The 26,035-nt window shown below is 63.3% G+C and carries 21 protein-coding genes; 17 read left to right on the top strand and 4 right to left on the bottom strand.

The genetic code is table 11. The annotated features are described in order from the left end of the window. Positions 1 to 23: 23 nt before the first annotated feature. The 4 genes from PAN31108_RS11805 to PAN31108_RS11790 all read left to right on the top strand — a co-directional run bounded on the left by PAN31108_RS11805 (position 24) and on the right by PAN31108_RS11790 (position 5,833). Positions 24 to 983 (top strand): LysR family transcriptional regulator, encoded by a 960-nt coding sequence (locus PAN31108_RS11805; protein WP_150669054.1) that lies wholly within the window; start codon positions 24 to 26, stop codon positions 981 to 983. A 237-nt stretch (positions 984 to 1,220) separates the two neighbouring features. Further along, positions 1,221 to 2,111 carry a prolipoprotein diacylglyceryl transferase gene (lgt, locus tag PAN31108_RS11800; protein WP_150669053.1) on the top strand — a complete coding sequence of 297 codons (891 nt, stop codon included), beginning with the start codon at positions 1,221 to 1,223 and terminating at the stop codon, positions 2,109 to 2,111. 330 nt (positions 2,112 to 2,441) lie between these two features. Next, positions 2,442 to 4,472 (top strand): hypothetical protein, encoded by a 2,031-nt coding sequence (locus PAN31108_RS11795; protein ID WP_150669052.1) that lies wholly within the window; start codon positions 2,442 to 2,444, stop codon positions 4,470 to 4,472. Between the two features lie 14 nt (positions 4,473 to 4,486). After that, positions 4,487 to 5,833 (top strand): ankyrin repeat domain-containing protein, encoded by a 1,347-nt coding sequence (locus PAN31108_RS11790; protein WP_150669051.1) that lies wholly within the window; start codon positions 4,487 to 4,489, stop codon positions 5,831 to 5,833. A gap of 113 nt (positions 5,834 to 5,946) precedes the next feature. Here the strand turns inward: PAN31108_RS11790 and PAN31108_RS11785 are convergent, their stop codons facing one another. Then, positions 5,947 to 6,618 (bottom strand): GntR family transcriptional regulator, encoded by a 672-nt coding sequence (locus PAN31108_RS11785; RefSeq protein WP_150669050.1) that lies wholly within the window; start codon positions 6,616 to 6,618, stop codon positions 5,947 to 5,949. Positions 6,619 to 6,966: 348 nt separating this feature from the next. Here PAN31108_RS11785 and dctP point away from each other — a divergent pair, with 348 nt between their 5' ends. The 6 genes from dctP to PAN31108_RS11755 all read left to right on the top strand — a co-directional run bounded on the left by dctP (position 6,967) and on the right by PAN31108_RS11755 (position 13,972). Further along, complete coding sequence (gene dctP / locus PAN31108_RS11780) at positions 6,967 to 8,013, top strand: TRAP transporter substrate-binding protein DctP (RefSeq protein WP_150669049.1); 1,047 nt, start codon at positions 6,967 to 6,969, stop codon at positions 8,011 to 8,013. Continuing rightward, positions 8,010 to 8,684 carry a TRAP transporter small permease gene (locus tag PAN31108_RS11775; RefSeq protein WP_150669048.1) on the top strand — a complete coding sequence of 225 codons (675 nt, stop codon included), beginning with the start codon at positions 8,010 to 8,012 and terminating at the stop codon, positions 8,682 to 8,684. Before dctP ends, PAN31108_RS11775 begins: the two co-directional genes overlap by 4 nt. Continuing rightward, positions 8,681 to 10,024 (top strand): TRAP transporter large permease, encoded by a 1,344-nt coding sequence (locus PAN31108_RS11770; RefSeq protein ID WP_150669047.1) that lies wholly within the window; start codon positions 8,681 to 8,683, stop codon positions 10,022 to 10,024. Before PAN31108_RS11775 ends, PAN31108_RS11770 begins: the two co-directional genes overlap by 4 nt. A gap of 30 nt (positions 10,025 to 10,054) precedes the next feature. After that, entirely contained in the window at positions 10,055 to 11,557 is a 1,503-nt protein-coding gene (locus tag PAN31108_RS11765) for a malonyl-CoA decarboxylase domain-containing protein (protein ID WP_442417678.1), read from the top strand. A 27-nt stretch (positions 11,558 to 11,584) separates the two neighbouring features. Beyond that, positions 11,585 to 12,373 carry an enoyl-CoA hydratase/isomerase family protein gene (locus PAN31108_RS11760; RefSeq protein WP_246183907.1) on the top strand — a complete coding sequence of 263 codons (789 nt, stop codon included), beginning with the start codon at positions 11,585 to 11,587 and terminating at the stop codon, positions 12,371 to 12,373. A 66-nt stretch (positions 12,374 to 12,439) separates the two neighbouring features. Continuing rightward, positions 12,440 to 13,972 (top strand): malonate--CoA ligase, encoded by a 1,533-nt coding sequence (locus PAN31108_RS11755; protein ID WP_150669046.1) that lies wholly within the window; start codon positions 12,440 to 12,442, stop codon positions 13,970 to 13,972. A 283-nt stretch (positions 13,973 to 14,255) separates the two neighbouring features. Here PAN31108_RS11755 and PAN31108_RS11750 read toward each other — a convergent pair whose 3' ends face one another. Beyond that, complete coding sequence (locus PAN31108_RS11750; protein WP_150669045.1) at positions 14,256 to 14,963, bottom strand: SIMPL domain-containing protein; 708 nt, start codon at positions 14,961 to 14,963, stop codon at positions 14,256 to 14,258. 163 nt (positions 14,964 to 15,126) lie between these two features. Continuing rightward, positions 15,127 to 15,597, bottom strand: coding sequence for an EVE domain-containing protein (locus tag PAN31108_RS11745; protein ID WP_150669044.1), 471 nt, complete (start codon positions 15,595 to 15,597; stop codon positions 15,127 to 15,129). 231 nt (positions 15,598 to 15,828) lie between these two features. On the opposite strand from PAN31108_RS11745, the gene PAN31108_RS11740 reads away from it, so the two are divergent. Continuing rightward, entirely contained in the window at positions 15,829 to 16,617 is a 789-nt protein-coding gene (locus PAN31108_RS11740; RefSeq protein WP_150669043.1) for a hypothetical protein, read from the top strand. A 104-nt stretch (positions 16,618 to 16,721) separates the two neighbouring features. Here PAN31108_RS11740 and ompA read toward each other — a convergent pair whose 3' ends face one another. Next, a complete protein-coding gene (gene ompA, locus PAN31108_RS11735) occupies positions 16,722 to 17,390 on the bottom strand; it encodes an outer membrane protein OmpA (protein ID WP_150669042.1) in 669 nt (222 codons plus the stop codon). Positions 17,391 to 17,812: 422 nt separating this feature from the next. Between ompA and gyrA the strand changes: the two genes are divergently transcribed. The 6 genes from gyrA (at position 17,813) to aroA (ending at position 25,962) form a co-directional block, all read left to right on the top strand. Beyond that, positions 17,813 to 20,434, top strand: coding sequence for a DNA gyrase subunit A (gene gyrA, locus PAN31108_RS11730; RefSeq protein ID WP_150669041.1), 2,622 nt, complete (start codon positions 17,813 to 17,815; stop codon positions 20,432 to 20,434). Positions 20,435 to 20,575: 141 nt separating this feature from the next. Continuing rightward, positions 20,576 to 21,163 (top strand): DUF2059 domain-containing protein, encoded by a 588-nt coding sequence (locus PAN31108_RS11725; RefSeq protein WP_150669040.1) that lies wholly within the window; start codon positions 20,576 to 20,578, stop codon positions 21,161 to 21,163. A 302-nt stretch (positions 21,164 to 21,465) separates the two neighbouring features. After that, positions 21,466 to 22,578, top strand: coding sequence for a 3-phosphoserine/phosphohydroxythreonine transaminase (gene serC / locus PAN31108_RS11720; protein ID WP_150669039.1), 1,113 nt, complete (start codon positions 21,466 to 21,468; stop codon positions 22,576 to 22,578). Between the two features lie 87 nt (positions 22,579 to 22,665). Continuing rightward, a complete protein-coding gene (gene pheA / locus PAN31108_RS11715; protein ID WP_150669038.1) occupies positions 22,666 to 23,748 on the top strand; it encodes a prephenate dehydratase in 1,083 nt (360 codons plus the stop codon). 19 nt (positions 23,749 to 23,767) lie between these two features. After that, the gene (locus PAN31108_RS11710; protein WP_150669037.1) at positions 23,768 to 24,640 is read left to right on the top strand and encodes a prephenate dehydrogenase; all 873 of its coding nucleotides are present in this window, start codon (positions 23,768 to 23,770) and stop codon (positions 24,638 to 24,640) included. Continuing rightward, on the top strand, positions 24,640 to 25,962 hold the full coding sequence (aroA, locus tag PAN31108_RS11705; protein WP_150669036.1) for a 3-phosphoshikimate 1-carboxyvinyltransferase: 1,323 nt from the start codon (positions 24,640 to 24,642) through the stop codon (positions 25,960 to 25,962). Before PAN31108_RS11710 ends, aroA begins: the two co-directional genes overlap by 1 nt. The last annotated feature ends 73 nt before the right edge of the window (positions 25,963 to 26,035 follow it).

Genomic DNA, 26,035 nt, shown 5'->3' with positions numbered 1-26,035 from the left:
CGGATTGAGTCGAAAAACATATCATGGACCTGCGTCAGTTCCGATACTTCGTCGCCGTAGCCGAAGAACGCCATTTCGGGCGCGCCGCGCAGCGCCTCTCGATGACCCAGCCGCCGCTCTCGCAGCAGATTCGGGCGCTGGAGGCGTCGCTCGGTGCGCCATTGTTCGTGCGGACCAACCGCTCGGTCGAGCTGACCGCTGTGGGGCGGCAATTGCTGCCCGAGGTCCGTCGCATTCTGGCGGACGCCGACGCGCTGCCTGCGCTCGCGCAGGGGCTGGCGCACGGCGAGGTCGGCACGCTGTCGCTCGGCTTCGTCTCCACGGCGGACTACGGCATTCTGCCGCCGCTGCTGCGCGAGTTCGGCGAGCGGTATCCGCGGGTGCGTTTGCAACTGCTCGAAGCGACGAGCGATATTCAGATCGAGGCGCTTATGGAGGGGCGCATCGATGCGGGGCTTTTCATCCCGCCGGTGCCTGCGCGTTACGCGAACGAATTGTCGTATCTGCCGATCATCCGTGAGCCGCTGATGCTGGCGTTGCCCGCCGGGCATGGCGGCAATGACGGCAGGGGCGGCGAGGCCCACGACAGCGCCGGCGGCCAACCCGGCGCGCCGGTGAGTCTGGCCGATTTCGCGGACGAACCGCTCGTCATCTTCCCGCGCCGTGTCGCGCCGGCGTTCTACGACATCATCATGGGATGCTACGCCGCGCTGGGCCTCACGCCGCGCGTGGGGCAGGAGGCGATTCAGATGCAGACCATCGTGAGCCTTGTGTCGGCGGGCATGGGGGTGGCGCTCGTGCCGCAGTCGCTGTGTCATTTGCGACGCACCGGCGTGACCTACCGGGCGCTGCGCGAGACGAGCGCGCTCATCGAGACGGGCCTGCTCTGGCGCACCGCCGAAGTCACGCCGGTGCTCGAAGGCTTTCTGGAGACGGCCCGCGGGGTCGCGCATACGCCGCCGGGGGCCACGCTCTCGGCCTGAATCCCGGGCAACGCGCGGCGATGCGTGAAAAGTCAGTGTGCAATGCACCCGGCAATCGTGGAGACGTGTGTCGCGCATGTCGCGACGTCGTGCGCTCGTGGTATTGTGCTGGCCATCCCGTCGCCTGCGGCACGCACGTGTCACCGAGCGGCGCAAGCCGATGGCGACGACAGCCTGACGAAGGGCATCCCATCCTTGCTGGCGGAACTTTTGTTCACGAATCGATTCTTCTGATCCATGCTGATTCATCCTCAATTCGACCCGGTCGCGATTCATCTCGGCCCGCTCGCTATCCGCTGGTACGGCCTGATGTATCTGGTCGGTTTCATTCTTTTCCTGCTGGTGGGCCGTCTGCGCGTGCGTCAACCGTCCATCGCGGCGCAAGGCTGGAAGGCGCAGGATCTCGACGATATGCTGTTCTACGGCGTGCTCGGCGTGATTCTCGGCGGACGTCTGGGTTACGTGATCTTCTACAAGCTCTCGTTCTACCTGGCGAATCCGCTCGACATCTTCAAGGTGTGGGAAGGCGGCATGTCGTTCCACGGCGGCTTCCTCGGCGTGCTCGTTGCGATGTGGCTGTTCACTCGCCGACGCGGCCACTCGCTGCTCGAAGGCACCGATCTGATCGCACCGATGATTCCGCTCGGTCTGGCGGCGGGGCGTCTCGGCAATTTCATCAACGGCGAACTGTGGGGACGCGTGACGTCGCCCGACTCGCGTTTTGCGATGCTGTTCCCGCAAGCAGCTGCGGAAGATGCGCAGTGGGCGCTGACGCATCCGCAAGCGATGGCCGATAACGCGATGGCGATGGTGTTCGCGCAATTCCACGGCCTGCCGCGTTATCCGTCGCAGTTGTTCGAGGTCGCGCTCGAAGGCGTGGCGCTGTTCGTGCTGCTGTGGTGCTTCGCGCGACGTGCGCGTCCGGTCGGCGCGGTGTCGGGCATGTTCCTCGTGGGGTATGGTCTGTTCCGCTTCCTTGCCGAGTTCACGCGCGAGCCGGATGCCTTCCTCGGCCTGCTGTCGTTCGGCTTGTCGATGGGCCAGTGGCTCTCGCTGCCGATGATCGTCGCGGGCGTGATCATGCTGGTGTGGACGTATCGACGTGGGCCGGCGACGTCGGCGGTGTAACCGCGTCGCCCCGCCACCGGTGCGCTCGAACGAACGGGCACGACCAAGCACGAACAAGCACGACCAAGTACGATCAAGCGGTTCCGCCATCCATGACGGGCCGCCGGAGACGTCTCCGGCGGCCCGTTGTCGTTTACGCCGTTTCCGAGCGGCGCCTGCCCACTTGCGCGCCCCCTGCCGACCTGTCGCTCGCCCCGTCATTGGTCGATTTCTACATGTTGTCTCCGATGCCCGCCGGTAAGCTCTTGCTGTCGCCGGGACACGACCACGCGAAGGCACCGGCCCGACAGCATCATACGTTTCCATGGTTTCCAGGGGGGGCAGGGCGCAATGGGGTGGACGGGGGCAGAGCCGGGGTTCGGAACGATCAGGGACCTGCGTGAGCGGGTCGAGATTTATCGGGGCATCGCGGGAAGCGATGCGAAAGCCTCCGACGCGCACGGCGTCACACGACGTCTGCCCGACTTCAGCGGCGCATCGCAGCGCTCGCCGCAGAGCGATATCAGGCTCACCGGTCCGTGCGGGCGCATCGTCGAGCGTCGCGGTGCGATCGATGCCGACAGCGTTTCGAATGGTTCGGACGCTTCCGTTGACGCTTCCGTTGACGATTTCGCTGACGATTTCGCGGGCGTGCGTCAGTCGTCGCAGACGAAGCTCTCCTCGGTCATCGAGACCCTGCGACGCGACCTGCTCACGCCCGGGGCAATGCATCGCGCCAGCGCGGCGCAGGCGTGCGCCGAGTGGGTCGCCAGTGCCGAGGCGCACATGCCGGTGTCGAGTGTGCCGGCGCTTCCGGGCGATTGGTGCAACGTCGTTGCCGCGAACGCGTTGGCCGACGTCGGCTGCTGGCAGTTCGATTCGACGGTCGCGTTTCGCGAGACTGTCGAGTGTGCGCCGAGAGCGCTGCCCGCTGTACTCAGCAAAGCGGTTGCCCCTGCGGCAGCGCGGCGCATGGGGCTGCCGACGGATTTCCCGATCGTTTGCCAGCGTGAGTTCCGTTATGAAGCGGGCCACCTCAAGGGAACCACCGAATGGCGCGACGCCTGCCGTCCCGGGCGCGCGCTCATGCGCAGCGACGAAGACTTCGGCACGTTTCCTTATCCGGCGTGCGTGTCGGTGAACTTCAGGGGCGATGCCGAGGGCCTCGTCGTCATTCCGGTCGAGATCGCACCCGAGGCGGGCGAGCCGCCGGTGACATTGCTGTTCAGTTCGCCTTACGGCCAGTATCTGGGGGCGGACGGCCAGACGTATGCGATGACTTTCGTCGGTGACGCGAGCTACGCGTTTGCGATGCCGCCGGCCGAGGATTGCGCCACGCCCGTGGTGGCGCACCGGGCGCTCCCGGGCGGCGATGCCGATCGTATGTTCCGATTGGCCGACCGCATCATGGGCGCGAAAATGGAAATCACCATGTTCGTGAGTCGCGCAGACGGCCCCGGCTGGGCGTACGCGCCGGGGCAGGAGAGCGGCGCTCGTTTCAATCTGAAGTGGGTCGTGAACGACGCAGGACTTGCGCGGTTATTCACGGAGGCAGGCGAAGAACTTACGCAGCAACTCGACACGATGCTGCACGTGCTGAACGATCCGTGCCCGGCGTTGATTCGTCTTTATCGTAATTTCGTGCCGGACGATGCGCATGCGCAAACGAATGCACGCCGCCTCGTCGCGCTGCACGGCGATACGCTCGCGCGCAACAGGTCCGCGCTGGAGACGACCTTCCGTCGTCTGAACGACATGGCGGCAATTGCCGATTTCCAGCCGCAAAACGGCGCCTCGGCGCGAGGGCTGTTGCTCGGCATGACGACAGGCTCGCTGGCAGACGTCCCCATGAATACGTTCTACGATGTCCCGCTGATTCTCATCGCACGACATCTCGTGCAGAACATCTTCACGGCTCAGGGCACGCATGCGGCGAACGTTGCGGGGCATCACTTCGCGGACATCCTGTTTCACGAGTGCGGCCACGCGGCCATCGGATGGAAGGATGACGTGACGCCGCAACCCTGGGCGTACAAGCCGGCACACGAGTTCAGAGGCGTGTACCTCCGTGAAGAGTGGCGCGGCGGTACCGTCGATCTCGCACCGCTCGTGCAGACACTGCGCCAATCGACGCCCGAATCGATCGTGAATCTTGCGTCGTTCAATCAATTGATGCGCATGCTCCTGCCGGCGCTCGACGCAGGACTCGCGCAGGATGTGTTTCCCGGCCTGCTGGACGGCACTTCCGCAAATTACTCGTACGAGTATCTCGTGTCGATGTTGAGCGAGCCGCACGATCGGGCGCGATTCGATGCGGACTTCCTCGCTTTCCTCAACGACCTTGCCCGACAGGGGCGAAACATTGCCGGAGACGTGTATTGATGAGGATCGACCACATGCCTATGCCCGCAGCGTGGGCAGCGACCGGTGATATCGCCGACGCGTGCGGCATTCGCGTCGGCGACATGACGCAGGCGCTGGCCCGAAAGATCGAATGCCTGCTGCGTGAGCGTGTCGACGCGTGGACGTCCGAGCATCTCGAACATCTCGGCGTGGACCGGCTCGCCGCGAGCCATCTGGTGGCGCACTTGCGGGCGACGCCGTTCATTCCCTTCACGTCGTCCGAAGTACTGACGATGTTGACGGCGGGGGCGACGGCCGTCGAGAAGGTGCTCGATATGCTGGTCAACGGGTTGGCGGCCCGCGATTCGAGCGCCCATGCGTCCTTGGCCGGCGACGGGATGGCCGTCGTCGTCCTGATCGGCCGGGCCATCGGCGGCGCGACGCTTGCCGACATGCGCCTTCCCGAGTCCATGGGCGGGCACGGCTTCGTGCAGGCCTTGCTCGACAGCTTCGTCGGTCGCACCGCACCCGATGTGACGGGCGTTGCAAACGTGGCGACCGCTCTGTCGATCGTGCTGGGGTGCGGTGCGGGTATCGCCGCCGTGGCATTCGGTGGCGTGCCGCCGCTCATCTACGCGCTCTCACGGGGCGTGCCCGACCTCGTGCTCAACGTTTTGCTCCGCTACGACGCCGATCCGAACGAACCGTTGATGCGCGACGACCTGAGCGGGCCGGCGTGCGGTCTGGACTACGTGGCTGGCGGCACGGCGCTGCACCACGCGGCGCTCGCAGGGCGGGGCGCCGCGATGTCGACGTTTTTCCTCGATTACGGCGGCCGGCTCGATGCCATGACATACGACGGATACGACCCGATCGCGTTGGCCGGGGCCACGGCGCATCGGGTGTCCTGGCCGCGTTACGGGCTCATCGAAAGTACGTTGCTGGCGCTGTACGCGTGGATCGCCACGGACACCGTCGAGTCGCGCCGCCGAATCAACGGCGAGCACTTGTGCGAAGTGCTCGCGACACGCCTGCTGGAACTGGGACGGTCCGTCGACGCAGGGGCGCTGCATCACTGGCTCGGCGCGATGGCGCAGCTCAAAGGTTACGGTTGCGACGTCGCGAGTGTGCTCTACGGCCCGGCATCGCACGGCGGCGCCAGTTACGCCGCGCGCATTCGCGACATGATGCAGGCGTGGTTTGGCGATAACAGCCGTGAAGCGCAGGCGCTGACCGACGGCGACACACTCGACGCAGCCGGCGACATCGAAGCTTGGTTCCGCGAACTGGAGCGACCGGCGCGCTGGCCGGTCGATGATCGGGCGTCCCCACGTCGTGTGATGCGCGCGACGCAAGGCCCGTTGTTCGGTGACTGGCGAGCGAGGTCTGCCGAGAGTTAACACCGACGACATTTAACACCGACGACAGTTAGCATCGCCGACAGTCAACGCCGCCGACGGGGCGCGCCATCCCGGTGCATGTCGCGCCCACCGCCATGCCGGCGTGAAGCGTCCTACGCCGTCTTGCGCGCCAGCGCATGCAACGATGCCATGAGGTCGGCGAAGCGCTCTCCCTGGACGGTGACGTGCGCCCGCAGACGTTCCGACGCGGCCTCGGCGTCGCCCGTTTCGATGGCCCGAAACACGGCGTCGTGCTCCGAAAACGATTGATGCGGCCGGTCGCGAACGCGCAGTTGCAACCGGCGATACACACGCAGCCGGCGATGCAGTTGCAGCGCCGTCTCCTGAAGATAGGTGTTGTGACTCGCCTGATAGATCAGCGCGTGGAAACGCGCATTGACCTCGTAATACGTATCGATGTCACGCGCTTCGGCAGCCGCCCGGCTGGCTTCGTGCGTGCGACGTAACTCGTCGAGTTCGTCTTCCGTGATGCGGCGCGCCGCGAGGCGACCGCACATCGATTCGAGTTCGGCCATCACCTCGAACATCTCGCAAAGCCGCTGAGGGTCGATCTGCGAGACGACCGCGCCCCGGCGTGGCCGGATCTCGATCACTCCCGACGACGCCAACTGGATCAGCGCTTCGCGCAATGGTGTGCGCGACACGCCGAAGGCGGTGGCGAGTTCGACTTCGTCGAGCCGCATGCCGGGCGGGTACTCGCCCACGGCGATCCTCTCCTCGATGGCCTGACGCAACGCTTCCGATCGTTTGGGTTTTACGGTCATGACGGTCTCGCTCGGTCGGGTTTCGATCCCGTCAGACGGGGCCGTTTCGGGGGCCGGGCTGCCAAAGTCGCCGGCAACGCCCCCGCTGGAGATCGGGGTAAACACCATCAGTGTATTTTTTAAAGGGCCTATTTGTATACACGTTGGTGGATTAACTATACGATTTCAATCCGAGAGCGGCAACTCGCGCCCTCGAAACGTCAAAACAAAGCAGTCATCCGTACATGCAGTGCCGGCACGCCGGCGGTGCACCCGCAACGGGGTCTCGCAGGTTCGACGACCTGTTGCGGGCGATGTCAGGCACCGGGCTTCGCTGGTTCATCGCTGACAGAAGTGACAGGAGACGCCATGGAGACAACACCTTCCCCGCTGCGGCGGCAACTCATGCTTGGCGCCGCATCGGCGCTGGCGACCGGTGGATTGGCCAGCCCTTGGGGCGGCGCCTTCGCACAATCCGGCCCGCTCAAGATTTCCCATCAATTCCCTGGAGGCACGCTCACGGAAGGCGACTTCCGCGACCGGTTGTGCCGCAAGTTCGCGCAGGAAGTCGAGACGCGGACTAACGGCGCGCTGAAGTTTCAGGTCTACCCTGGCAGCTCGCTCATGAAGACGAACGCGCAGTTCGCCGCCTTGCGGCGCGGCGCACTCGATCTTTCGCTCTATCCGCTGCCGTATGCCGGCGGCGAAGTGCGCGAGCTCAATATCGGATTGATGCCGGGGCTGGTGACGTCCTACGCGCAAGGCAATGCCTGGCGCCACGGCGAAATCGGCAAAGTGCTCACGGACGTGCTCGCCGAAAAGAACATCGTGATCGTCAGTTGGGTCTGGCAGGCAGGCGGCGTGGCGAGCCGCGCCAAACCGCTGGTCGCACCGGAAGACGCCAGAGGACTGAAGGTGCGCGGTGGCAGCCGCGAGATGGACATGATGCTCAAGGAAGCCGGCGCCGCCGTGATTTCGCTGCCGTCCAACGAGCTTTACGCCGCCATGCAGACCGGGGCGATGGACGCGGCGATGACATCGTCCACGAGCCTCATGTCGTTCCGTCTCGAAGAAGTCTCTAAGCATCTGACCACGGGCCGCAACAAGTCCTACTGGTTCATGCTGGAGCCGTTGCTCATGTCGAAGCCGATCTTCGACAAGCTGCCGAAGGACCAGCAGCAGGTCATTCTGCAAGTCGGGGCGGCGCTGGAGTCGTTCGGCACCGACGCGGCCAAGGGGGACGATGCTCAGATTGCGAGCGTCTATACCAAGGCGGGGGCGAAGGTCTACGACCTCGACGAAGCGACGGTGACGAAGTGGCGCGACATTGCCCGGCGCACCGCGTGGAAGGACTATGCGAGCAAATCCGACACCTGTGCGAAGCTGCTTGCGCTGGCCGAGAAGGTGCCGGCATGAGCGGGGCCGTTGCGAGCGCCGAACCGGCGGCCGCATGCTCGCGCGTGCTGCGGCGACTCGATGCCGGGTTGCAAGGCGTGAGCCGCTGGCTCATGGTCGTGTGCATGCTGGCGCTCGTGGGCGCCGCGCTGGTACTCAGCTACAGCGTGTTCGCGCGGCATGTGCTCAAGCTCGCTACCGACTGGCAGGACGAAGCGGCCGTGTTCATGCTGGTCGGCGCGACCTTCGTCTCCGCCTCGCACGTGCAGCATCTGCGCGGACACATCGGCATCGAGGCGATCACGGCGTTGCTCCCGCCGCGCGTGAACCGTGTGCGACGCTGGGTCGTCGACGTGCTTACGCTGGCGTTCTGCGGCTTCTTCGCGTGGAAGTCGTGGACCCTCTTTCACGAAGCCTACGTCGACGGGCAGACCAGCAGTTCGACGTGGGGACCGCCGTTGTCGATTCCGTATGGCCTGATGGCGTTCGGCATGACGCTGCTCACGGTGCAGTTGCTGTTGCAGGTGGCGATCGGCGCTGGCGAGATCGGGACGGGCACTGGGACCGATGTGGCGGGCGATGTGGCGCGCGATTTGGCGGGCGATGTGGGGACCGGTGCAGGGGAGGCGTCGCTCAGAGCGGGTGGCGCTGCCGCGCCTCGCGCACCGGATCGCACGGGAGGGCGCGCATGAGCGAGCTCGGTATCGGATTGTTGTATGGCGGCGCAACGCTCGTCGCCATGTTTTCGGGCATGCCGATTGCGTTCGCGCTGGGGGCGGTCGCGGTGGCGTTCATGTTCGGGTTCATGCCTGCGTCGTCGCTCGACACGATCACGCAGAACGTCTACGAGGAGATGGCGAGCATCACGTTGCTGTCGATTCCGTTGTTCATCCTGAAGGGGGCGGCCATCGGCAAGTCGCGTGCGGGGCAGGATCTGTATCTCGCGCTGCATGCGTGGATGCGACGGATTCCCGGCGGGCTCGGCATCGCGAACGTCTTCGCATGCGGGCTGTTCGCGGCGATGGCGGGATCGAGTCCGGCCACGTGCTCGGCCATCGGCAGCGCCGGCATTCCCGAGATGCGCCAGCGCGGTTATTCGCCGGGGTTTGCCGCCGGCCTCATCGCGGCAGGCGGCACGCTGGGCATTTTGCTGCCGCCTTCGATCACGATGATTCTGTATGCCGTGGCCGCCGAACAATCGCTGGGGCGTTTGTTCCTCGCGGGGATCGTTCCGGCGCTGCTGCTCGTGGCCTTGTTCTCGTGCTACGCGGCATGGCGCTACCGGAAGGAATACGCCAGTGCGCAGGTCGCGCTCGCACGCGACGGCACGCCTTCACCGTTCCCGACGGAGCCGCCCGCCACGATGCGTGAGAAACTGGCGCTGCTGCCGCGCGTGCTGCCGTTCGTCACCCTGCTCATCGGCGTGATGGCGGCGCTTTACGGCGGCTACGCGACGCCGTCGGAGACCGCCGGGCTGGGCGGTCTGCTGGCGCTCGCGCTCATCGCCGTGATTTACCGGATGTGGAAACCGCGTCAGTTGGCGCCGATCCTCACGGGCACGCTGCGCGAGTCGACGATGCTCATGTTCATCATCGGCATGTCGCTGCTGTATTCCTACGTGATGAGCTATCTGCACATCAGTCAGTCGGCCGCGCAGTGGATCGTGGGGCTGCACCTGTCGCGCTGGGTGCTGCTCGCCGCCATCTTGCTGATGGTGGTCGTGCTGGGCTTCTTCCTGCCGCCGGTGAGCATTATCCTGATGACGGCGCCGATCATTCTGCCGCCGTTGCGCGCTGCGGGGTTCGATCTGGTGTGGTTCGGGGTTGTCATGACGATCGTCATGGAGTTGGGGTTGATTCATCCGCCCGTCGGTCTCAACATATTCGTGATCAAGAATACCGCGCCCGATATCGCGTTGCGCGAGATCGTCTGGGGCGTCATGCCGTTTGTCGTGTTGATGGTCGTCGCCGTCGTGCTCATCTGCCTGTTGCCCGGTCTGTCGCTGTGGCTGCCGGATCGGTTGATGGGGTGAAGGCGGGCCGCACGCGCTTGAGAGGAAGCCATGAAAGATGAGCCGATCGTGTCCGCCATGCCCACGATTTCCGCGTCGGTGTCGCGCACTGCGCCGGAGGGCGTGGCGCAGGTGAGCGCCCCGGTGCCGTCGACGAAGCCGTCGCTGGGCGAGCGCCTCGGGCAGTGGTTCGGACGCGCCGGCAGATCCGGCGGGGGCGCGTCTAAAGACGGTAAGGACGGTAAGGATGGAAAAGGAGACGGCACGGTCGTCGCCGCGCCGTTGTCGGCGCGTGCGCAGAGCGCGTTGCGGCGTCAGTTGATGCAATGCTTGTCGGCGCGCCTGACGGACTCGGCGGCCAACGACGCGGCGCGTGACTTCATGGCGCGCTATCTTGCCGCGCCTGCCGCGCAGCAACTGGCGCTGTTGACGGTCGTGGCCGATGTTTGCGCGAGCGACGGCGACGCCAACACCGATGGCAAGGATGGCAAGGACGCCAGACGTGCCGCGACCGGGCTGGCGGGCGCACTGGGCAGCGCACGCGTGCGGTTCCTGAAGCGTTTCAATGCGTTGCCCGACGGTCTGCCTTTCCTCGTACGCTGGCGCTCGGACATGTTGCAGTACCGCGCGACATTGCCGGGTCTCGCTTCGCTGGAGGAAGACCTCGGCAGCCTTTTCTCGACATGGTTCGACGTCGGACTGCTGGAGTTGCGCCCCATCACCTGGGACTCGCCTGCGTCGCTGCTGGAAAAGCTGATGCGCTATGAAGCGGTGCATGAAATTTCGTCGTGGGCGGATTTGCGCAACCGGCTCGATTCCGACCGTCGTTGCTACGCGTTCTTCCATCCGCGCATGCCGCGCGAGCCGCTGATTTTCGTCGAGGTGGCGTTCGTGCCGGAGATGGCGGCGGACGTACACTCCCTGCTCGACGAAAAGGCCCCGCTCGAAGACCTGCGTCGCGTGCGTTGGGCCATCTTCTATTCGATCTCGAACACACAGCCGGGGCTGCGCGGCGTGAGCTTCGGCAATTTCCTGCTCAAGCGGGTGATCGACGAGTTGCATGTCGACTTTCCGAAGCTGCGTAACTTCGCGACGCTCTCGCCGATCCCCGGCTTCAACGACTGGCTGCGGCAACTGCCGGCGGCGGCGCTCGCCGAAGTGCTCGGGCCGAAGCGTGTGAAACTGCTCGCGCAGGAACCGTCGCTGGCGAACGAGGCGTCCGGCGCGCAGATGATGGCGTGGTTGCAGACGTCGCCCGAACGCAAGGGCGTGCAGGCGTTGCAGCGCGCGCTCGGCGAATCGCTGGCCGCCCACTATCTGGCTCGGGAGACCGTTCGGGGGCAGCCGCGCGATCCGGTCGCACGCTTTCACCTCGGCAATGGCGCGCGGGTCGAACGTATCAATTGGCATGCCGACCTCTCCAGGAAAGGAGCGAAACAGTCGTGCGGCATGATGGTGAACTACCGCTACGCGCCCGACGAACTCGACGCCAATCTGCAACGCCTCATCGACGGTGAGCCGGCGCTCGGACGCGCCGTCGCGCGCCTGTTGTGACCATCCGAATACCCTAAGGAGACACGCGTGAGCGACGTTCTGCGCGACGATAGTTTGCTCGACGAGGGATTGGTGACGCTCACGCTCTCCAGCCCCGGCAAGCTCAATGCCATCTCGGTGGCGATGTGGTTGGCGCTGCGCACGCATTTGCACACGCTCGACGACGACGCGCGCGTGCGCGCCATCGTCATTCGCGGCGCGCAGGGCAATTTCGCCGCTGGGGCGGACATCGAGGAGTTTCCGGTGGAGCGGGGCAGCTACGATGCGCTGCGTCGCTATCACGGCGAGATCATCGGCCCGACGCTCGACGCTCTGGCGCGTTGCCGGCATCCGAGCGTGGCGCTCATCGAAGGGGTGTGCGTGGGCGGCGGGCTGGAGATTGCCGCGCATTGCGATTTGCGCGTTGCGGCGCAAGGTGCGCGATTCGGCGTGCCCATCAACAAGCTCGGCTTTCCGATGGCGCCGGGGGAGTTGCGCGGCGTGCTTGCGCTGGCCGGACGCGCGACCACATTCGAAATCCTGCTCGAAGGCCGCGTGTTCGGTGCGGCCGAGGCCAAGGAGAAGGGGTTGCTCACGCGCGTCGTCGAAGACGAAGCGGTGGAAGAAGCAGGCTACACTTGCGCCCGGCGCGTCGCGGCTGGCGCGCCGCTCGCCGCGCAGTTGAACAAGTGGCTGATCGCCCGGCTGGCGCCTGCGGTGCCGCCGCTATCCGAGGCCGAGTGGCAGATGGCCTTCTCGTACTGGAATTCCCACGACCACCGTGAGGGCGTGGCCGCTTTTCTCGACAAGCGCGCACCCGATTTCCGGGGGCGATGAGCCGCAAGCCCTCGTCCGTACACAATTTTTACCGACGCATGTTTTGTTCCGAATCCGGTTCTGTTTATGACGCAAGACGCCAACCTCTACCGACTCTTTGCCGAACGTTTTCCCGCCGACAAAACGGCGTGCGCCATCGAGACGCCCGAAGGGCTGTATTACAGCTGGGACGATCTCGAGCGCGCCAGTGCCCGCATGGCGAATCTGCTCGCGAGCCTCGACCTGACGCCGGGCGCACGCGTGGCCGTGCAGGTCGAGAAGTCGCCGGAAGCCCTGCTGCTCTATCTCGCCACGCTGCGTGCCGGCTTCGTCTACCTGCCGCTCAACACGGCCTATCGTGAGGCCGAGATCGCCTACTTCGTCGAGAATGCGGCGCCGGACGTCGTGGTATGCAGTCCGTCGAACTTCGGCTGGGTATCGAAAATCGCTTTCACCAATGGCGCGAAGCACGTCTTCACGCTGGGCGACGATCGCACCGGTTCGCTGCTGGCGCGCGCGGCGTGGTTCGGCGATACCTTCGAGACGGTGCCGCGCGCGTCCGACGACCTCGCCGCCATCCTCTATACCTCGGGCACCACCGGTCGTAGCAAGGGCGCAATGCTCTCGCACGGCAATCTGGCGAGCAATACGCGCGTGCTGCACGCCTTCTGGGGATGGGGGGAAAGGGAAGGGGGCGACGTGTTGTTGCATGCGTTGCCGATCTTTCACGTGCACGGGTTATTCGTTGCGAGCCATGCGGCGCTTTATTCGGGCAGCAAGATGCTCTGGCTGTCGAAGTTCGATGCGCGCGACGTCCTGCATCAGTTGCCGCGCGCGACGGTCTTCATGGGCGTGCCGACGTACTACGTGCGGTTGCTTGCGGAGTCGGGACTGAATCGCGACGTGTGCCGTCATATGCGGTTGTTCATCTCGGGATCGGCGCCGCTGTTGCGCGAGACTTTCGACGCCTTTCGCGAGCGCACGGGGCACACGATTCTGGAGCGCTACGGCATGTCCGAGACGGTGATGCTCGTGTCCAATCCTTATCGCGGCGAGGCGGAGAGGGTGCGTCGCGCCGGAACGGTCGGCGTGCCGTTGCCGGAGGTGAGCGTGCGCGTGGTCGGCGAAGACGGCCTGCCGAGCGCGCAGGGCGACATCGGTCACATCCAGGTCAAGGGGCCTAACGTCTTTGCGGGATACTGGCGCATGCCGGAGAAGACCGCCGAAGAATTCACGAACGACGGTTTTTTCAAGACAGGCGACGTCGGCAAGTTCGACGAGCACGGGTACTTGCATATCGTCGGACGCTCGAAGGATCTCATCATCTCCGGCGGCTACAACGTCTACCCCAAGGAAATCGAGGGGTTCATCGACGAAATTGAGGGGGTGGCCGAGTCCGCGGTGATCGGCGTGCCGCATCCGGATTTCGGGGAAGCCGTGGTCGCTGTCATCGTCCCGCGAGAGGGGGCTCAGGCCCCTGATGAACGTGCGGTGATCGATGCGCTCAAGCAGCGCATCGCCAACTTCAAGGTGCCGAAGCGCGTGCATGTCGTGAGCGAGTTGCCGCGCAATACGATGGGCAAGGTGCAGAAGAACGTGCTGCGCGATCGCTTCCGATAAGCCGTTTGCGACCGGGGGGCAGGTGTGCGTTCACGCTGCGCTGAGCGATGTGTTGAGTGATGTGTTGAGCGATGTGTTGAGCGATGTGTTGAGCGATGTGTTGAGTGATGCGTGAGAAGGGGCGGCATGAGAGGGCGTAGCATCATGCGACAACATGCCGCGCCGAGTGCGATGGGGGTGTGGGTCCGGTCTGCGTCCGATAAAAAAATGCCGCCTCGACAACGTTCGTGAGGCGGCATTTTCGTTGCTGCGATCGATGGCGCTTTCACACCATCGTCACGACTTACTTCATTTGCACGGTGCCCGAGACCGTGACGGTCACTTGCGTCTTGCCGCCTTCGAGTTGCATCGGCGGAGCCGCGTCGGCGCTTTCTCTCATGGCCATCGCCTTCATGGCGTACGGTCGCGGCATCATCGGCGCGTTCGCACCGACTTGCACCTGACGGATCGTGTAGCCGCTATAGCCGAACGCCTTCACGTTGTTCTGCGCCTGATTGCGGAATGCCTGAATAGCCTGATTGGTCAGTTCGGCCTGCGTCTTCTCCTGCGCTTCGCGCGAGAGCGAGAACGACACGCCGTCCATCTGCATCTGGTCCGAGATCTGGCTCGCGAGACGCGATGCCGCGCCGAAATCCTTCGACGTCATTTGCAACTCCGTGCGACCACGCCATGCGGTGATCTTGCCGTCGCGGTTGGTCGTCGGGTAGAGCGACACATTGCCGGTCTGCACTTCGACCACGCTCTGGCTCTTGGCGACGGACATCGCCTTGTTCGCCCTTTGCGTGAGGTTGCGCGACACCGTGGCGGCATCGGCACCTTGTTCCTGCGCCGACATGGTGATGTGGACTGTGTCCTGTTCGACTTCCTTCGTGGCGCTCGCTTCGAGACCCAGCACGCCGGACACCTGACGCGCCGATTCGTCCCCCGATTGGGCATAGGCGGCATTGGCGGCAGTGGCGATAAGAAGAGCGGCAGCGAGAGACTTGCGCATAGTTATGTCCTTTTTCGAATGTAAGTTCGCATCTTGACGGCGAACGTTTGACCGGTCGACGACACACGCGTGGCAAGTAAGTACGCGCTATGCGTGTGTCAGCAACGTTATACAGACGCTATCGCAACAATTTTGTTCCCTTTTGGGATCCTTCCTGTAAATCTCAGACTCTAAGTAAGTGCTTGCTGATGAATTTCCAATGCTCGGGCGACACGGGGGTGATCGAGAGACGGTTGCCGCGCGCGAGGACCAACATGCCATCGAGTTCAGGCGTCTGACGCATTTCCGTGAGTGGCACGAGCCGTGTCTTGCGATCGAGTTTGACGTCTACGAGTAACCAGCGAGGCGACTCGGGCTTGGATTTGGGATCGAAGTATGGGCTTTTTGGGTCGAACTGCGTGGGATCCGGATACGCTGTGGAGGCCACGGTAGCGAGGCCTGCGATACCCGGTACGGCACAGCTCGAATGGTAGAAGAGTACCCCGTCGCCCACCCCCATATCGTCACGCATGAAGTTGCGCGCCTGATAGTTGCGCACACCGGTCCAGGGGAGGGTGTGTTGTTTGGCATTGGCGAGGTCGTCGATGCTTGCCTCGTCGGGTTCGGACTTCATCAGCCAGTAACGTTGCGTCATGTCGTTTTCGTGTTCCGGGTGGCTAGCGGTTGGCGTCGGAAGATATGCGAGCGGGTCGCCTGAGAGACAAGCCATCACGTCAATGGCCTGAGGCATGACGCAGGCGAGGCACTCGTCATCGATAGGTTGCCGCACTGCGACATTGGGCCAATTCCTATACTATGCCTTTGTGACCTTTGCGTGACGTTTCATGTACATGTTCAACCGCCTATGCCGATAGGAGAGTGAGTCATGGCAGCAGAGTCGTCTGTTCGTAGCAACGCGTTCATCTTCTATTCCCTTGCCACGGTGTCGTTCATCGAGACCAGTGTCCCCGAGTTCGTTTCCACGCTCAATCAGATGTATGGCGACGACGACGAGATGCGCACGTGGCTTCAGGATACCTGGCTGCCCGAGGAGGTCGAGCACGGGCGGCTTGCCAAAGACTATATCGCACGTGTGTGGCCGGAGTTCGACTGGACACAGGCGTACGACGCTTTTCTGGCGCGCTACAAACCTCGTTGCGACGTGCAGTACATGCGGCCTTCGCTCGCCCTCGAGGCGCTGTCGCGGTGCGTCACCGAGACGCAGACCGCCATGATTTATCGCTGCCTCGAATCGTATATGCCGGTCGACGAACTCAAAGCCATGATGCACAAGCTGAGCAGCGAAGAGGTCGGCCACTACCGTTACTTCCGCAAGACCTTCGACCGGTACAACGCGGTGGAGCAGCACGGTGTGATCAGTCGGTTGCGCACGATGGTGGCCCGAAGCGAACTCGTGCGCGATGAGGACATCGCGTTTGCCTTCGAGCCGCTCAATCGGTTCTGGCGCTCGCCGCCGCCGTTCGAGACGATGAGTTGGGACGCCTTCCTCGCCATGTCGGGTGACGTCATGAAGCAATACATGCCGGTGGAAGCGGCTACACGCATGATGTTCAAGCCGCTGGAGACCGGCTCGTGGTGGCGCGATCGCCCCGTCAAGGCGCTGATGTCTTTCATGGTGAAGCGTCAGTATCCTCAGCTCGGCAGCGAGGCCTGACATCGCCTGAGGTCAGGTTGAGGCTTCCCGTCTTGCCATGCCTGCGACGGCAGACGAAAAAAAACCCCGCCTCGGCGGGGTTTTTTCGTTGTCGGCGAACCGTATTACTTGTTCGTGCCGACGACTTCGACTTCCACGCGACGATCCGGAGCCAGGCAGCTGATCAGTTGCGTACGGTTCTTCTGGTTGCAACCAGTCGTAACCGGGTTACGCTTGCCCTTGCCTTCGGTGTACACGCGGTTGGCTTCGACGCCCTTGCTGACCAGATAAGCCTTCACAGCTTGTGCACGGCGCAGCGACAGACGGTCGTTGTACTTGTCCGAACCGATGCGGTCGGTGTAACCCGTAGCAACCACGACTTCGAGGTTCAGTGCCTGAACCTTGCCAGCCAGGTCGTCCAGCTTCTGCTTGCCAGCCGGCTTCAGGACGGCCTTGTCGAAGTCGAACAGCGCGTCAGCCTGGTACGTGACCTTTTGCGAGACCGGAGCGACCGGAGTCGGTGCCGGGGCCGGAGCTTGAGCCACTTGCGGGATGATCGAGCCATCGCACTTGGCATTAGCCGTAGCCGGCGTCCAGTAGGCATCGCGCCAGCACAGTTCGTCGGTGCCGTTCTTCCATGCCCACTCGCCGCTGCCGTTCACCCAGTTGTCGTTGACGGCTTGCTTCGAGGCCGCGATCGGGCCCGGAGCGGTCTGGACGTAGTTTTGGGCCATAGCCGAAGCAGCCATCACTGCGGTAGCTGCAACGATCGCGAGCTTAGCGAATTTATTCATATTTCTCCTCTCGAAATGAGATTACCGCAGGTTTACTGCGAGCCTAGACGACAGAACCAAAGTCTTACATCGCTCGAAGTATAACATCGGCAAGTGCGCGAAAGCATGGCCCATGCACTTCGAATAATGTCTAACTTATGCCACGGCATTTTGCCATAGCGACTCAGACGGTCGCGAGAAAAACCCCAGCTTTGCCGCCCGTCGTGGCGCAGTTGTGGTTTGAGCGCAACACCTTTTGAGGCCCCTCGCCAACCGTTTCATTTCTTTCCCTTGTTTGGCGTTTTGGCATGCCGAACGTCTCTTGTGCGTCGCATCACGTGCTCATCACGCTCGTTTCGGATGCCTATGACGGGCATGTTAGAATCGCAAGATCATATCGCCGGCAGCCGCCTATCGCGATTAGGGCTTGATAGACACGGATAATGGATCAGTTCGCCAAAGAAACTCTCCCGATTTCGCTCGAAGAAGAAATGCGGCGGTCGTACCTCGATTACGCCATGAGCGTGATCGTCGGCCGCGCTCTGCCGGATGTGCGCGACGGCCTGAAGCCGGTTCACCGCCGGGCGCTGTTCGCCATGCACGAGCTGAACAACGACTGGAACCGTACCTATAAGAAGTCGGCACGTATCGTCGGTGACGTCATCGGTAAGTACCATCCGCACGGCGACGCTTCTGTATACGACACCATCGTTCGTATGGCGCAGCCGTTCTCGCTGCGCTACATGCTCGTCGACGGTCAGGGCAACTTCGGTTCGGTCGACGGCGACAATGCCGCCGCCATGCGATACACCGAAGTTCGTATGGCCAAGATCGGTCACGAACTGCTCGCCGATATCGACAAGGAAACCGTCGACTTCGGTCCCAACTACGACGGCAGCGAAAAAGAGCCGCTCATTCTGCCGGCGCGCATCCCGAACCTGTTGCTCAACGGCTCGTCCGGGATCGCGGTCGGTATGGCGACCAACATTCCGCCGCACAACCTCAACGAAGTCGTCGAGGGCTGTCTGCATGTGTTGAAGCATCCGGAAGCGACCGTCGATGAACTGATCGAGATCATTCCGGCGCCCGACTTCCCGACCGCCGGCATCATCTACGGCATCTCGGGCGTGCGTGAAGGCTATCGCACCGGCCGTGGCCGCGTGGTGATGCGCGCCAAGACGCACTTCGAAGACATCGATCGCGGCCAGCGTGTGGCGATCATCGTCGACGAGCTGCCGTATCAGGTGAACAAGCGCTCACTGCTCGAACGGATCGCGGAACTCGTCAATGAGAAGCGTCTGGAAGGTATTTCGGACATTCGCGACGAATCTGACAAGAGCGGCATGCGTGTCGTGATCGAACTCAAGCGCGGCGAAGTGCCGGAGGTTGTGCTCAACAATCTCTATAAGCACACGCAGTTGCAAGACACGTTCGGCATGAACATGGTGGCGCTGGTCGACGGCCAGCCCAAGCTGTTGAACCTGCGCGAAATGCTGGTGCACTTCCTGGCCCATCGCCGCGAAGTGATTACTCGCCGCACTATTTATGAACTGCGCCGCGCCCGCGAGCGCGGTCACGTGCTCGAAGGTCTGGCGGTAGCGCTCGCTAACATCGACGACTTCATCGCGATCATCAAGGCGGCGCCGACGCCGCCGATCGCGAAGGCCGCGTTGATGGAAAAGTCGTGGGATTCGTCGGTCGTGCGCGAGATGCTGGCGCGCGCCGAGAGCGAGACGCAAGGGGGCCTGGCCGCCTATCGTCCGGACGGGCTCGATGCCGCGGTCGGCGTTCAGCCCGACGGGCTGTACCGTTTGTCGGAGACGCAGGCGCAGGAAATTCTGCAGATGCGCCTGCAACGCCTGACTGGTCTCGAGCAGGACAAGATCGTCTCCGAGTACAAGGAAGTGATGGCGCAGATCGCCGACCTGCTCGACATTCTGGCCAGCCCGCCGCGGGTGACGGCGATCATCAGCGAAGAACTGACCGCAGTGCGCGCGGAGTTCGGCGACGCCCGTCGCTCGACCATCGAACACAACGCCACCGAACTCGATACCGAAGACCTCATCACGCCGCAGGACATGGTGGTGACGCTGTCGCATTCGGGTTACATCAAGTCGATGCCGCTGTCGGAATACCGTGCGCAAAAGCGTGGCGGTCGCGGCAAGCAGGCGGCAGCCACGAAGGACGACGACTGGATCGATACGCTGTTCATTGCGAACACGCACGACACGATCCTGTGTTTCTCGAACCGTGGCCGCGTCTACTGGATCAAGGTGTATGAGGTGCCGCAAGGTTCGCGGAACTCTCGTGGCCGTCCGATCGTCAATATGTTCCCGTTGCAGGAAGGCGAGAAGATCAACGTGGTGCTGCCGGTCAAGGAGTACACCGAAGATCGTTTCGTGTTCATGGCAACGAGCTTGGGCACGGTCAAGAAGACGCCGCTGGCGGCCTTCAGCCGTCCGCTCAAGAAGGGCATCATCGCCGTGAATCTCGATGACGGCGACGTGTTGATCGGTGCGGCCATTACCGACGGTGCTCACGACGTCATGTTGTTCTCCGACGCCGGCAAGGCTGTGCGCTTCGACGAGAACGACGTGCGCCCGATGGGTCGCGAGGCTCGTGGCGTTCGCGGCATGCAGCTCGAAGACGGCCAGACGGTCATCGCGTTACTGGTCGCGGAGAACGAGCAGCAGTCGGTGCTGACGGCGACCGAAAACGGCTACGGCAAACGCACGTCGATCACGGAATATACCCGCCACGGCCGTGGCACTAAGGGTATGATTGCGATCCAGACGAGCGAGCGCAACGGCCGTGTGGTCGCCGCGACGCTGGTCGAGCCGGATGACGAGATCATGCTGATCACGACAGGCGGGGTGCTGATCCGTACGCGAGTCTCGGAGATTCGCGAAATGGGGCGCGCAACGCAGGGGGTGACGCTGATCAGCCTGGACGAAGGCACGACGCTCTCGGGGCTGCAACGCATCGTTGAGTCCGATGCGGAAGTCGCCGAGAACGGCGACGCGCAGGGCGACGATGAGACGCCGGAAACGGATGTCACCGAGTAATACCGGCGTAACTCGATGTAATCTAGGGGTGCATTGCCCCGAAAAGTCAGTAGAATCTGGCCCGATGCAGTGAAGTGCCCAGGCGAGGATGCATCTATTTATCGTCGGTGCAAACCGACGAACTTTGGAGTGACTATTACTATGCAACGCAACGTCAAGAAGTGGATGTGGCTGCTGCTCGCAGCACCGGCAATGGCAATGGCTCAGCAGAGCGCTCCGCTTGACGCGGACAAGAAGGCAGCCATCAAGGAACTGCTGGACGCCATCGACGCGAACAAGCTCGTGGCCGCTATCGGTGAGGGCGCACAAGGGCAAGCCAAGCAACTGGCTCCGCAAGTGCTCGAGCGCCAACTGGTCGAAAACAAGACGTTGACCGATGCCCAGAAGCAGGCGATCGTTCCGACCCTGCAACAGAATTCGGTGCAGAAGCTGGTCGACGGCGCCGGCAAGGTCTTCACGACCGACGGTTTCAAGAACGACGCCGTCCAGGCGCAATACAATGCGTACGGCAAGTTCTACACGACCGACGAAATCAAGGGTCTGACGACGTTCTACAAGAGCGCGGTCGGCCAGAAGTACATCAAGGTGCAGGATCAGGTCGGCCAGGAAGTGGTTGGCGGTCTGATGCAGAAGTACATGCCGCAATCGATCGACGCGACCAGCAAGCAAGCTGACGCCGAAATCGCTGCGGCCGCCAAGTCGGCACCGAAGGCGCCGGCCAAGAAGTAATCCGGCCGGCCCCTCGGGGATTCGCCGATCATGGCCGTTTGCGAGAGATCGCAAACGGCCATTTTGCATTCGAGAGGTTTGCCGGCAGGTTCTGCTCGGAATTTTCCGTAAAATGATCATCGCGCGCCGGAATTACGGCCTGCGCCCGCACTTAAAGGCTAACTGGCGGTATAGTTGGTCTTTGCCGCCGCCGCTCGGCCGGGAATCCCGGCACATCGCGAGTCCTCGCAAGACGTGAAACGCAAGCCGCACGGGTCAATATCCGCCGGCTTGCGTTTCACTTTTACTGCTGCAAAACCACTATGACGCGCGCTTTCAATTTTTCCGCCGGTCCGGCGGCGTTGCCCGAGGAGGTACTCCGTCAGGCGGCTGAGGAAATGCTGGACTGGCATGGTGCCGGCATGGGCGTGATGGAGATGAGCCATCGCGGCCGCGAGTTCATGAGCATCCTGGCGCAGGCGCAAGCCGATCTGCGCGAACTGCTTGCCGTGCCGGACAACTACCGGATTCTCTTCATGCAGGGCGGTGCGCTCGCAGAGAACGCGATCATTCCGATGAACCTGCTCGGTGGCGCCCGTGCCAACGAACGCCGTACGGCCGATTACGTCGTGACCGGCTCGTGGTCGGTGAAGTCGCAAAAGGAAGCGCGCAAGTATTGCGACGTCAATATCGCAGCGAGTACCGAAGCGGAGAATTTCACGCGGTTGCCGCAGATCGACGAGTGGAAGCTCTCGAAGGATCCGGCTTACGTTCACATTTGCACGAATGAAACGATTCACGGCGTCGAGTATTTCTGGACGCCGGATCTCGCCGCCGCCGGGTTGCCGGACGTGCCGCTGGTCGCCGATGTTTCCTCGCACATTCTTTCGCGCCCGATGGACGTGTCGAAGTTCGGCGTGATGTACGGCGGTGCCCAGAAGAACATCGGGCCGTCGGGACTGACGGTGGTGATCGTGCGCGACGACCTGCTCGGCCGTGCGTTGCCGTTCACGCCGAGCGCGTTCGACTGGAAGACGGTCGCAGATAACGATTCGATGTACAACACACCGCCGACATACGCAATCTACATCGCGGGACTCGTGTTCCAATGGCTTAAACGCCAGGGCGGTCTTGCCGCCATGGACGCCGTGAACAAGGCGAAGGCGGAGCTGTTGTACGGTTTCCTCGACGGCAGCGATTTTTACCGCACGTCAGTCGCGCCGGATTGCCGCTCGCGCATGAACGTGCCGTTCTTCCTGCACGACGACGCATTGAACGAAACATTCCTGGCTGGTGCTCGAGAGCGCGGCCTGCTGCAACTCAAGGGCCACAAGTCCGTGGGAGGCATGCGCGCCTCGATCTACAACGCAATGCCGCTTGCCGGCGTCGAGGCGCTGGTCGACTATCTGCGCGAATTCGAGCGCAGCCACGGCTGACGAGGGCGCACGGCCGGCGCGATGTCTTGACGATGTTACGCCGCGAGGTGCCTGACCATGTCACATAGCAAGAAGACAATACGCTCCATGGAAGACGATCTGAACGCATCGCTGCGCCCCTTGCGCGAAAAAATCGATGCCATCGATGCGCAACTGCTCAAGCTGCTCAATCAACGTGCCGCCATCGCCCTTGAAGTGGGCGAGGTCAAGAAGCGCTTTGGTGCGCCGGTGTTTCGGCCCGAGCGCGAGTTGCAGGTGATTTCGCGTCTGCAACAAGCCAATGACGGCCCGTTGTACGGCGACAATCTGGCGTCCATCTGGCGCGAGATCATGTCGGCCAGTCGTGCGCTGGAAAAGGTGATGACCGTCGCCTATCTTGGCCCGGCGGGTACCTACAGCGAGCAAGCGGCGCTGAACTATTTCGGTCAGAGCGTGAAGGGCCTGCCATGCCCGTCGCTGGACGAAGTGTTCCGTGCCGTTGAGGCCGGTAGCGCGGACTTTGGCGTGGTGCCGGTCGAAAACTCGACCGAAGGCGTTGTGTCGCGCACGCTCGATTTGTTGCTGCAAAGCCCGCTGACGATCGGCGGTGAGGTGGCGTTGCCGATTCACCATAACCTGATGTCCCGTTCGGGGGCGCTCGATGGCGTGACGCGTATCTGTTCGCACGCGCAGTCGCTTGCCCAATGCCAGCACTGGCTGACGGCACACTTCCCGCAGCTTGAACGTCAGGCCGTGTCGAGCAACGCCGAAGCGGCGCGCATGGCGGCTGCGGACCCCACCATCGCCGCGATTGCCGGTGAGTCGGCGGCCACCCAATACGGCTTGCAGATCGCGTTTTCGCATGTGCAGGACGACCCGCACAATCGCACGCGTTTCGTCGTGATCGGAACGCAGGATGCAGCACCCAGCGGACGCGATCAAACCTCGCTGATTCTCTCGGTGCCGAACCGCGCCGGCGCGGTCGTCGCATTGCTCGAGCCGTTGGCGAATAACGGCGTGTCGATGACACGCTTCGAGTCGCGTCCGGCCAAGAGCGGGGCGTGGGAGTATTACTTCTACGTCGACTTCGAAGGGCATCGCGACGATCCGAACGTCGCCAAGGCGCTCGAAGCGCTTCGGCAGAACGCGGCCTACTGCAAGGTGCTCGGCTCGTACCCGCGTTCCGCATGACGCCGGGGAGCAAGACACCATGAGTCTGAATAAGCTCGTTATCTGCGGCGTCGGTCTGATCGGCGGCTCGCTCGCGCGTGCGCTCAAAGCGGCCGGTGCCGTGAAAGAAATCGTGGGCGTGGGGCGCACCGAGTCGTCGCTCGCGCGCGCATGCGAACTCGGCGTGATCGACCGGGCGGCGACCTCGATGGCGGATGCCGTCGCCGGCGCCGACATCGTCCTGCTGGCCGCACCGGTCGCGCAAACCCCTGCGTTGCTCGCGGCCATTCGCCCTTATCTGGAAGGTCACACCATCGTGACCGATGCGGGCAGCACGAAGACGGACGCGGTCGCCGCAGCGCGCTCGGCGCTGGGCGACGACGCATGGCGTTTCGTGCCGGGGCATCCCATTGCCGGTGCAGAGTTGTCGGGCGTGGATGCGGCGAAGGTCGATCTCTATCGTGACCGCCGCGTCGTGCTCTGCCCTCAAGCGGGCAATCGAAGCGAAGACGTTGCTCGCGTGCGTGCGATGTGGGAAGCGACAGGCGCGCGTGTTTCCGAAATGACGGAGACGCAACATGACCGCGTGTTTGCATCGGTCAGTCATCTGCCCCACGTGCTGTCGTATGCGCTGATCGCACAGATTCTCGACGCTCCCGATGCTGCGCAGAAGTTCGGGTTCGCCGGCGGCGGCTTTCGCGATTTCACGCGCATCGCCGCGTCGAATCCGGAAATGTGGCGCGACATCTGCGTGGCAAATCGCGATGCATTGCTGGCCGAACTCGATGGCTATCTCGCCACGCTCGGCTCGCTACGTGAATTGATCGATGCCGGCGACGGCGCCGGTCTCGAGGCCGTGTTCGCCCGCACCAGCCAGGCGCGAACGGACTGGGCCAAGCAACAGGAAAAGTAATGGAAACGCTCGATCTCGGCCCGTACGGCCACGCCGAAGGCACGCTTCGACTGCCCGGCTCGAAAAGCATCTCGAACCGTGTGTTGTTGCTCGCTGCGCTCTCACGCGGCACGACTCGCGTGCGCGAACTGCTGGCGTCGGACGACACGCAGGTCATGCTCGACGCGCTCGCGGCGCTTGGCGTCAAATGCACGCAGGTCGGCGACTCGCGTGACTTTATCGTCGAAGGCTGTGGCGGCGTGTTTCCCGTGAAAGCGGCGAAGCTGTTCATGGGGAATGCGGGTACGGCGATTCGTCCGCTGACGGCAGCGTTGTCGCTGAGCCACGGCGACTACGAGGTGTCGGGGGTGGCGCGCATGCACGAGCGTCCGATCGGGGATCTGGTCGACGGTCTGCGCCAGCTTGGCGCGCAGATCGAGTATCTCGGTAACGCGGGATATCCGCCGCTGCATATCAAGCCCTCTGATGTGAAGGCGCCTGCCACGCCGATTCGCGTTCGTGGTGATGTCTCGAGTCAGTTCCTGACGGCTTTGCTGCTCACGTTGCCGCTGTTGCCGTCAGAGACGGGGGAAATCGTTGTCGAGGTTGACGGCGAGCTGATTTCCAAGCCGTATATCGACATCACGCTGCGACTGCTGCGCCGATTCGGCATCGACGTGCGTCAGGACGGCTGGTCGCGATTCACGCTGCCTGCCGCCGACTCTGCGGGCGCCAAGTACCGTAGCCCGGGCGAGATTCGTGTGGAAGGCGATGCCTCGTCGGCATCGTATTTCCTTGCGGCGGGTGCGATCGGGGGAGGTCCTTTGCGCGTCGAAGGGGTGGGGCGTGACAGCATTCAGGGCGATGTGCGTTTCGTCGACGCCCTCGCTGCAATGGGAGCCCGCGTGACGCTGCACGAAGACGCCATCGAAGTCCATGGCATCGATACGCCCACCGGCAAGCTGCGCGCGCTGGATATGGACTTCAATCACATTCCGGATGCGGCGATGACGATTGCCGTGGCGGCGCTGTTTGCCGACGGGACTACGACGCTACGCAATATTGCGAGCTGGCGTGTGAAGGAAACGGACCGATTGGCGGCGATGGCTATCGAGTTGCGCAAGGTCGGGGCGACAGTGGAGGAGGGGGCGGACTATCTGCGCGTGACGCCGCCGGCCGCGCTGACGCCTAACGCGGCGATCGACACCTATGACGATCACCGTATGGCGATGTGCTTCTCGCTGGTGAGTCTCGGCGGTGTGCCCGTGACGATCAATGATCCGAAGTGCGTTGCCAAGACGTTTCCGACTTACTTCGCCGAGTTCTCGCGCGTCGCCTCGTAATTTGCGCGATATCGGCAGGGCCCGATGCAGTCCTGTGCCGATCTCGCACGGGGCTGCATCGGGCCGGCAAGCG

This window comes from Pandoraea anhela, assembly GCF_902459655.1.
GTDB lineage: Bacteria > Pseudomonadota > Gammaproteobacteria > Burkholderiales > Burkholderiaceae > Pandoraea > Pandoraea anhela.
Note: the sequence above shows the minus strand (reverse complement) of the source record. Positions and strands in the feature narration are given on the sequence as shown.

Coding starts and splice junctions, on each gene's coding strand:
- PAN31108_RS11805 (WP_150669054.1), top strand. CDS start 24: ATGGACCTGCGTCAGTTCCGATACTTCGTCGCCGTAGCCGAAGAACGC.
- lgt (WP_150669053.1), top strand. CDS start 1,221: ATGCTGATTCATCCTCAATTCGACCCGGTCGCGATTCATCTCGGCCCG.
- PAN31108_RS11795 (WP_150669052.1), top strand. CDS start 2,442: ATGGGGTGGACGGGGGCAGAGCCGGGGTTCGGAACGATCAGGGACCTG.
- PAN31108_RS11790 (WP_150669051.1), top strand. CDS start 4,487: ATGCCTATGCCCGCAGCGTGGGCAGCGACCGGTGATATCGCCGACGCG.
- PAN31108_RS11785 (WP_150669050.1), bottom strand. CDS start 6,618: ATGACCGTAAAACCCAAACGATCGGAAGCGTTGCGTCAGGCCATCGAG.
- dctP (WP_150669049.1), top strand. CDS start 6,967: ATGGAGACAACACCTTCCCCGCTGCGGCGGCAACTCATGCTTGGCGCC.
- PAN31108_RS11775 (WP_150669048.1), top strand. CDS start 8,010: ATGAGCGGGGCCGTTGCGAGCGCCGAACCGGCGGCCGCATGCTCGCGC.
- PAN31108_RS11770 (WP_150669047.1), top strand. CDS start 8,681: ATGAGCGAGCTCGGTATCGGATTGTTGTATGGCGGCGCAACGCTCGTC.
- PAN31108_RS11765 (WP_442417678.1), top strand. CDS start 10,055: ATGAAAGATGAGCCGATCGTGTCCGCCATGCCCACGATTTCCGCGTCG.
- PAN31108_RS11755 (WP_150669046.1), top strand. CDS start 12,440: ATGACGCAAGACGCCAACCTCTACCGACTCTTTGCCGAACGTTTTCCC.
- PAN31108_RS11750 (WP_150669045.1), bottom strand. CDS start 14,963: ATGCGCAAGTCTCTCGCTGCCGCTCTTCTTATCGCCACTGCCGCCAAT.
- PAN31108_RS11745 (WP_150669044.1), bottom strand. CDS start 15,597: ATGACGCAACGTTACTGGCTGATGAAGTCCGAACCCGACGAGGCAAGC.
- PAN31108_RS11740 (WP_150669043.1), top strand. CDS start 15,829: ATGGCAGCAGAGTCGTCTGTTCGTAGCAACGCGTTCATCTTCTATTCC.
- ompA (WP_150669042.1), bottom strand. CDS start 17,390: ATGAATAAATTCGCTAAGCTCGCGATCGTTGCAGCTACCGCAGTGATG.
- gyrA (WP_150669041.1), top strand. CDS start 17,813: ATGGATCAGTTCGCCAAAGAAACTCTCCCGATTTCGCTCGAAGAAGAA.
- PAN31108_RS11725 (WP_150669040.1), top strand. CDS start 20,576: ATGCAACGCAACGTCAAGAAGTGGATGTGGCTGCTGCTCGCAGCACCG.
- serC (WP_150669039.1), top strand. CDS start 21,466: ATGACGCGCGCTTTCAATTTTTCCGCCGGTCCGGCGGCGTTGCCCGAG.
- pheA (WP_150669038.1), top strand. CDS start 22,666: ATGGAAGACGATCTGAACGCATCGCTGCGCCCCTTGCGCGAAAAAATC.
- PAN31108_RS11710 (WP_150669037.1), top strand. CDS start 23,768: ATGAGTCTGAATAAGCTCGTTATCTGCGGCGTCGGTCTGATCGGCGGC.
- aroA (WP_150669036.1), top strand. CDS start 24,640: ATGGAAACGCTCGATCTCGGCCCGTACGGCCACGCCGAAGGCACGCTT.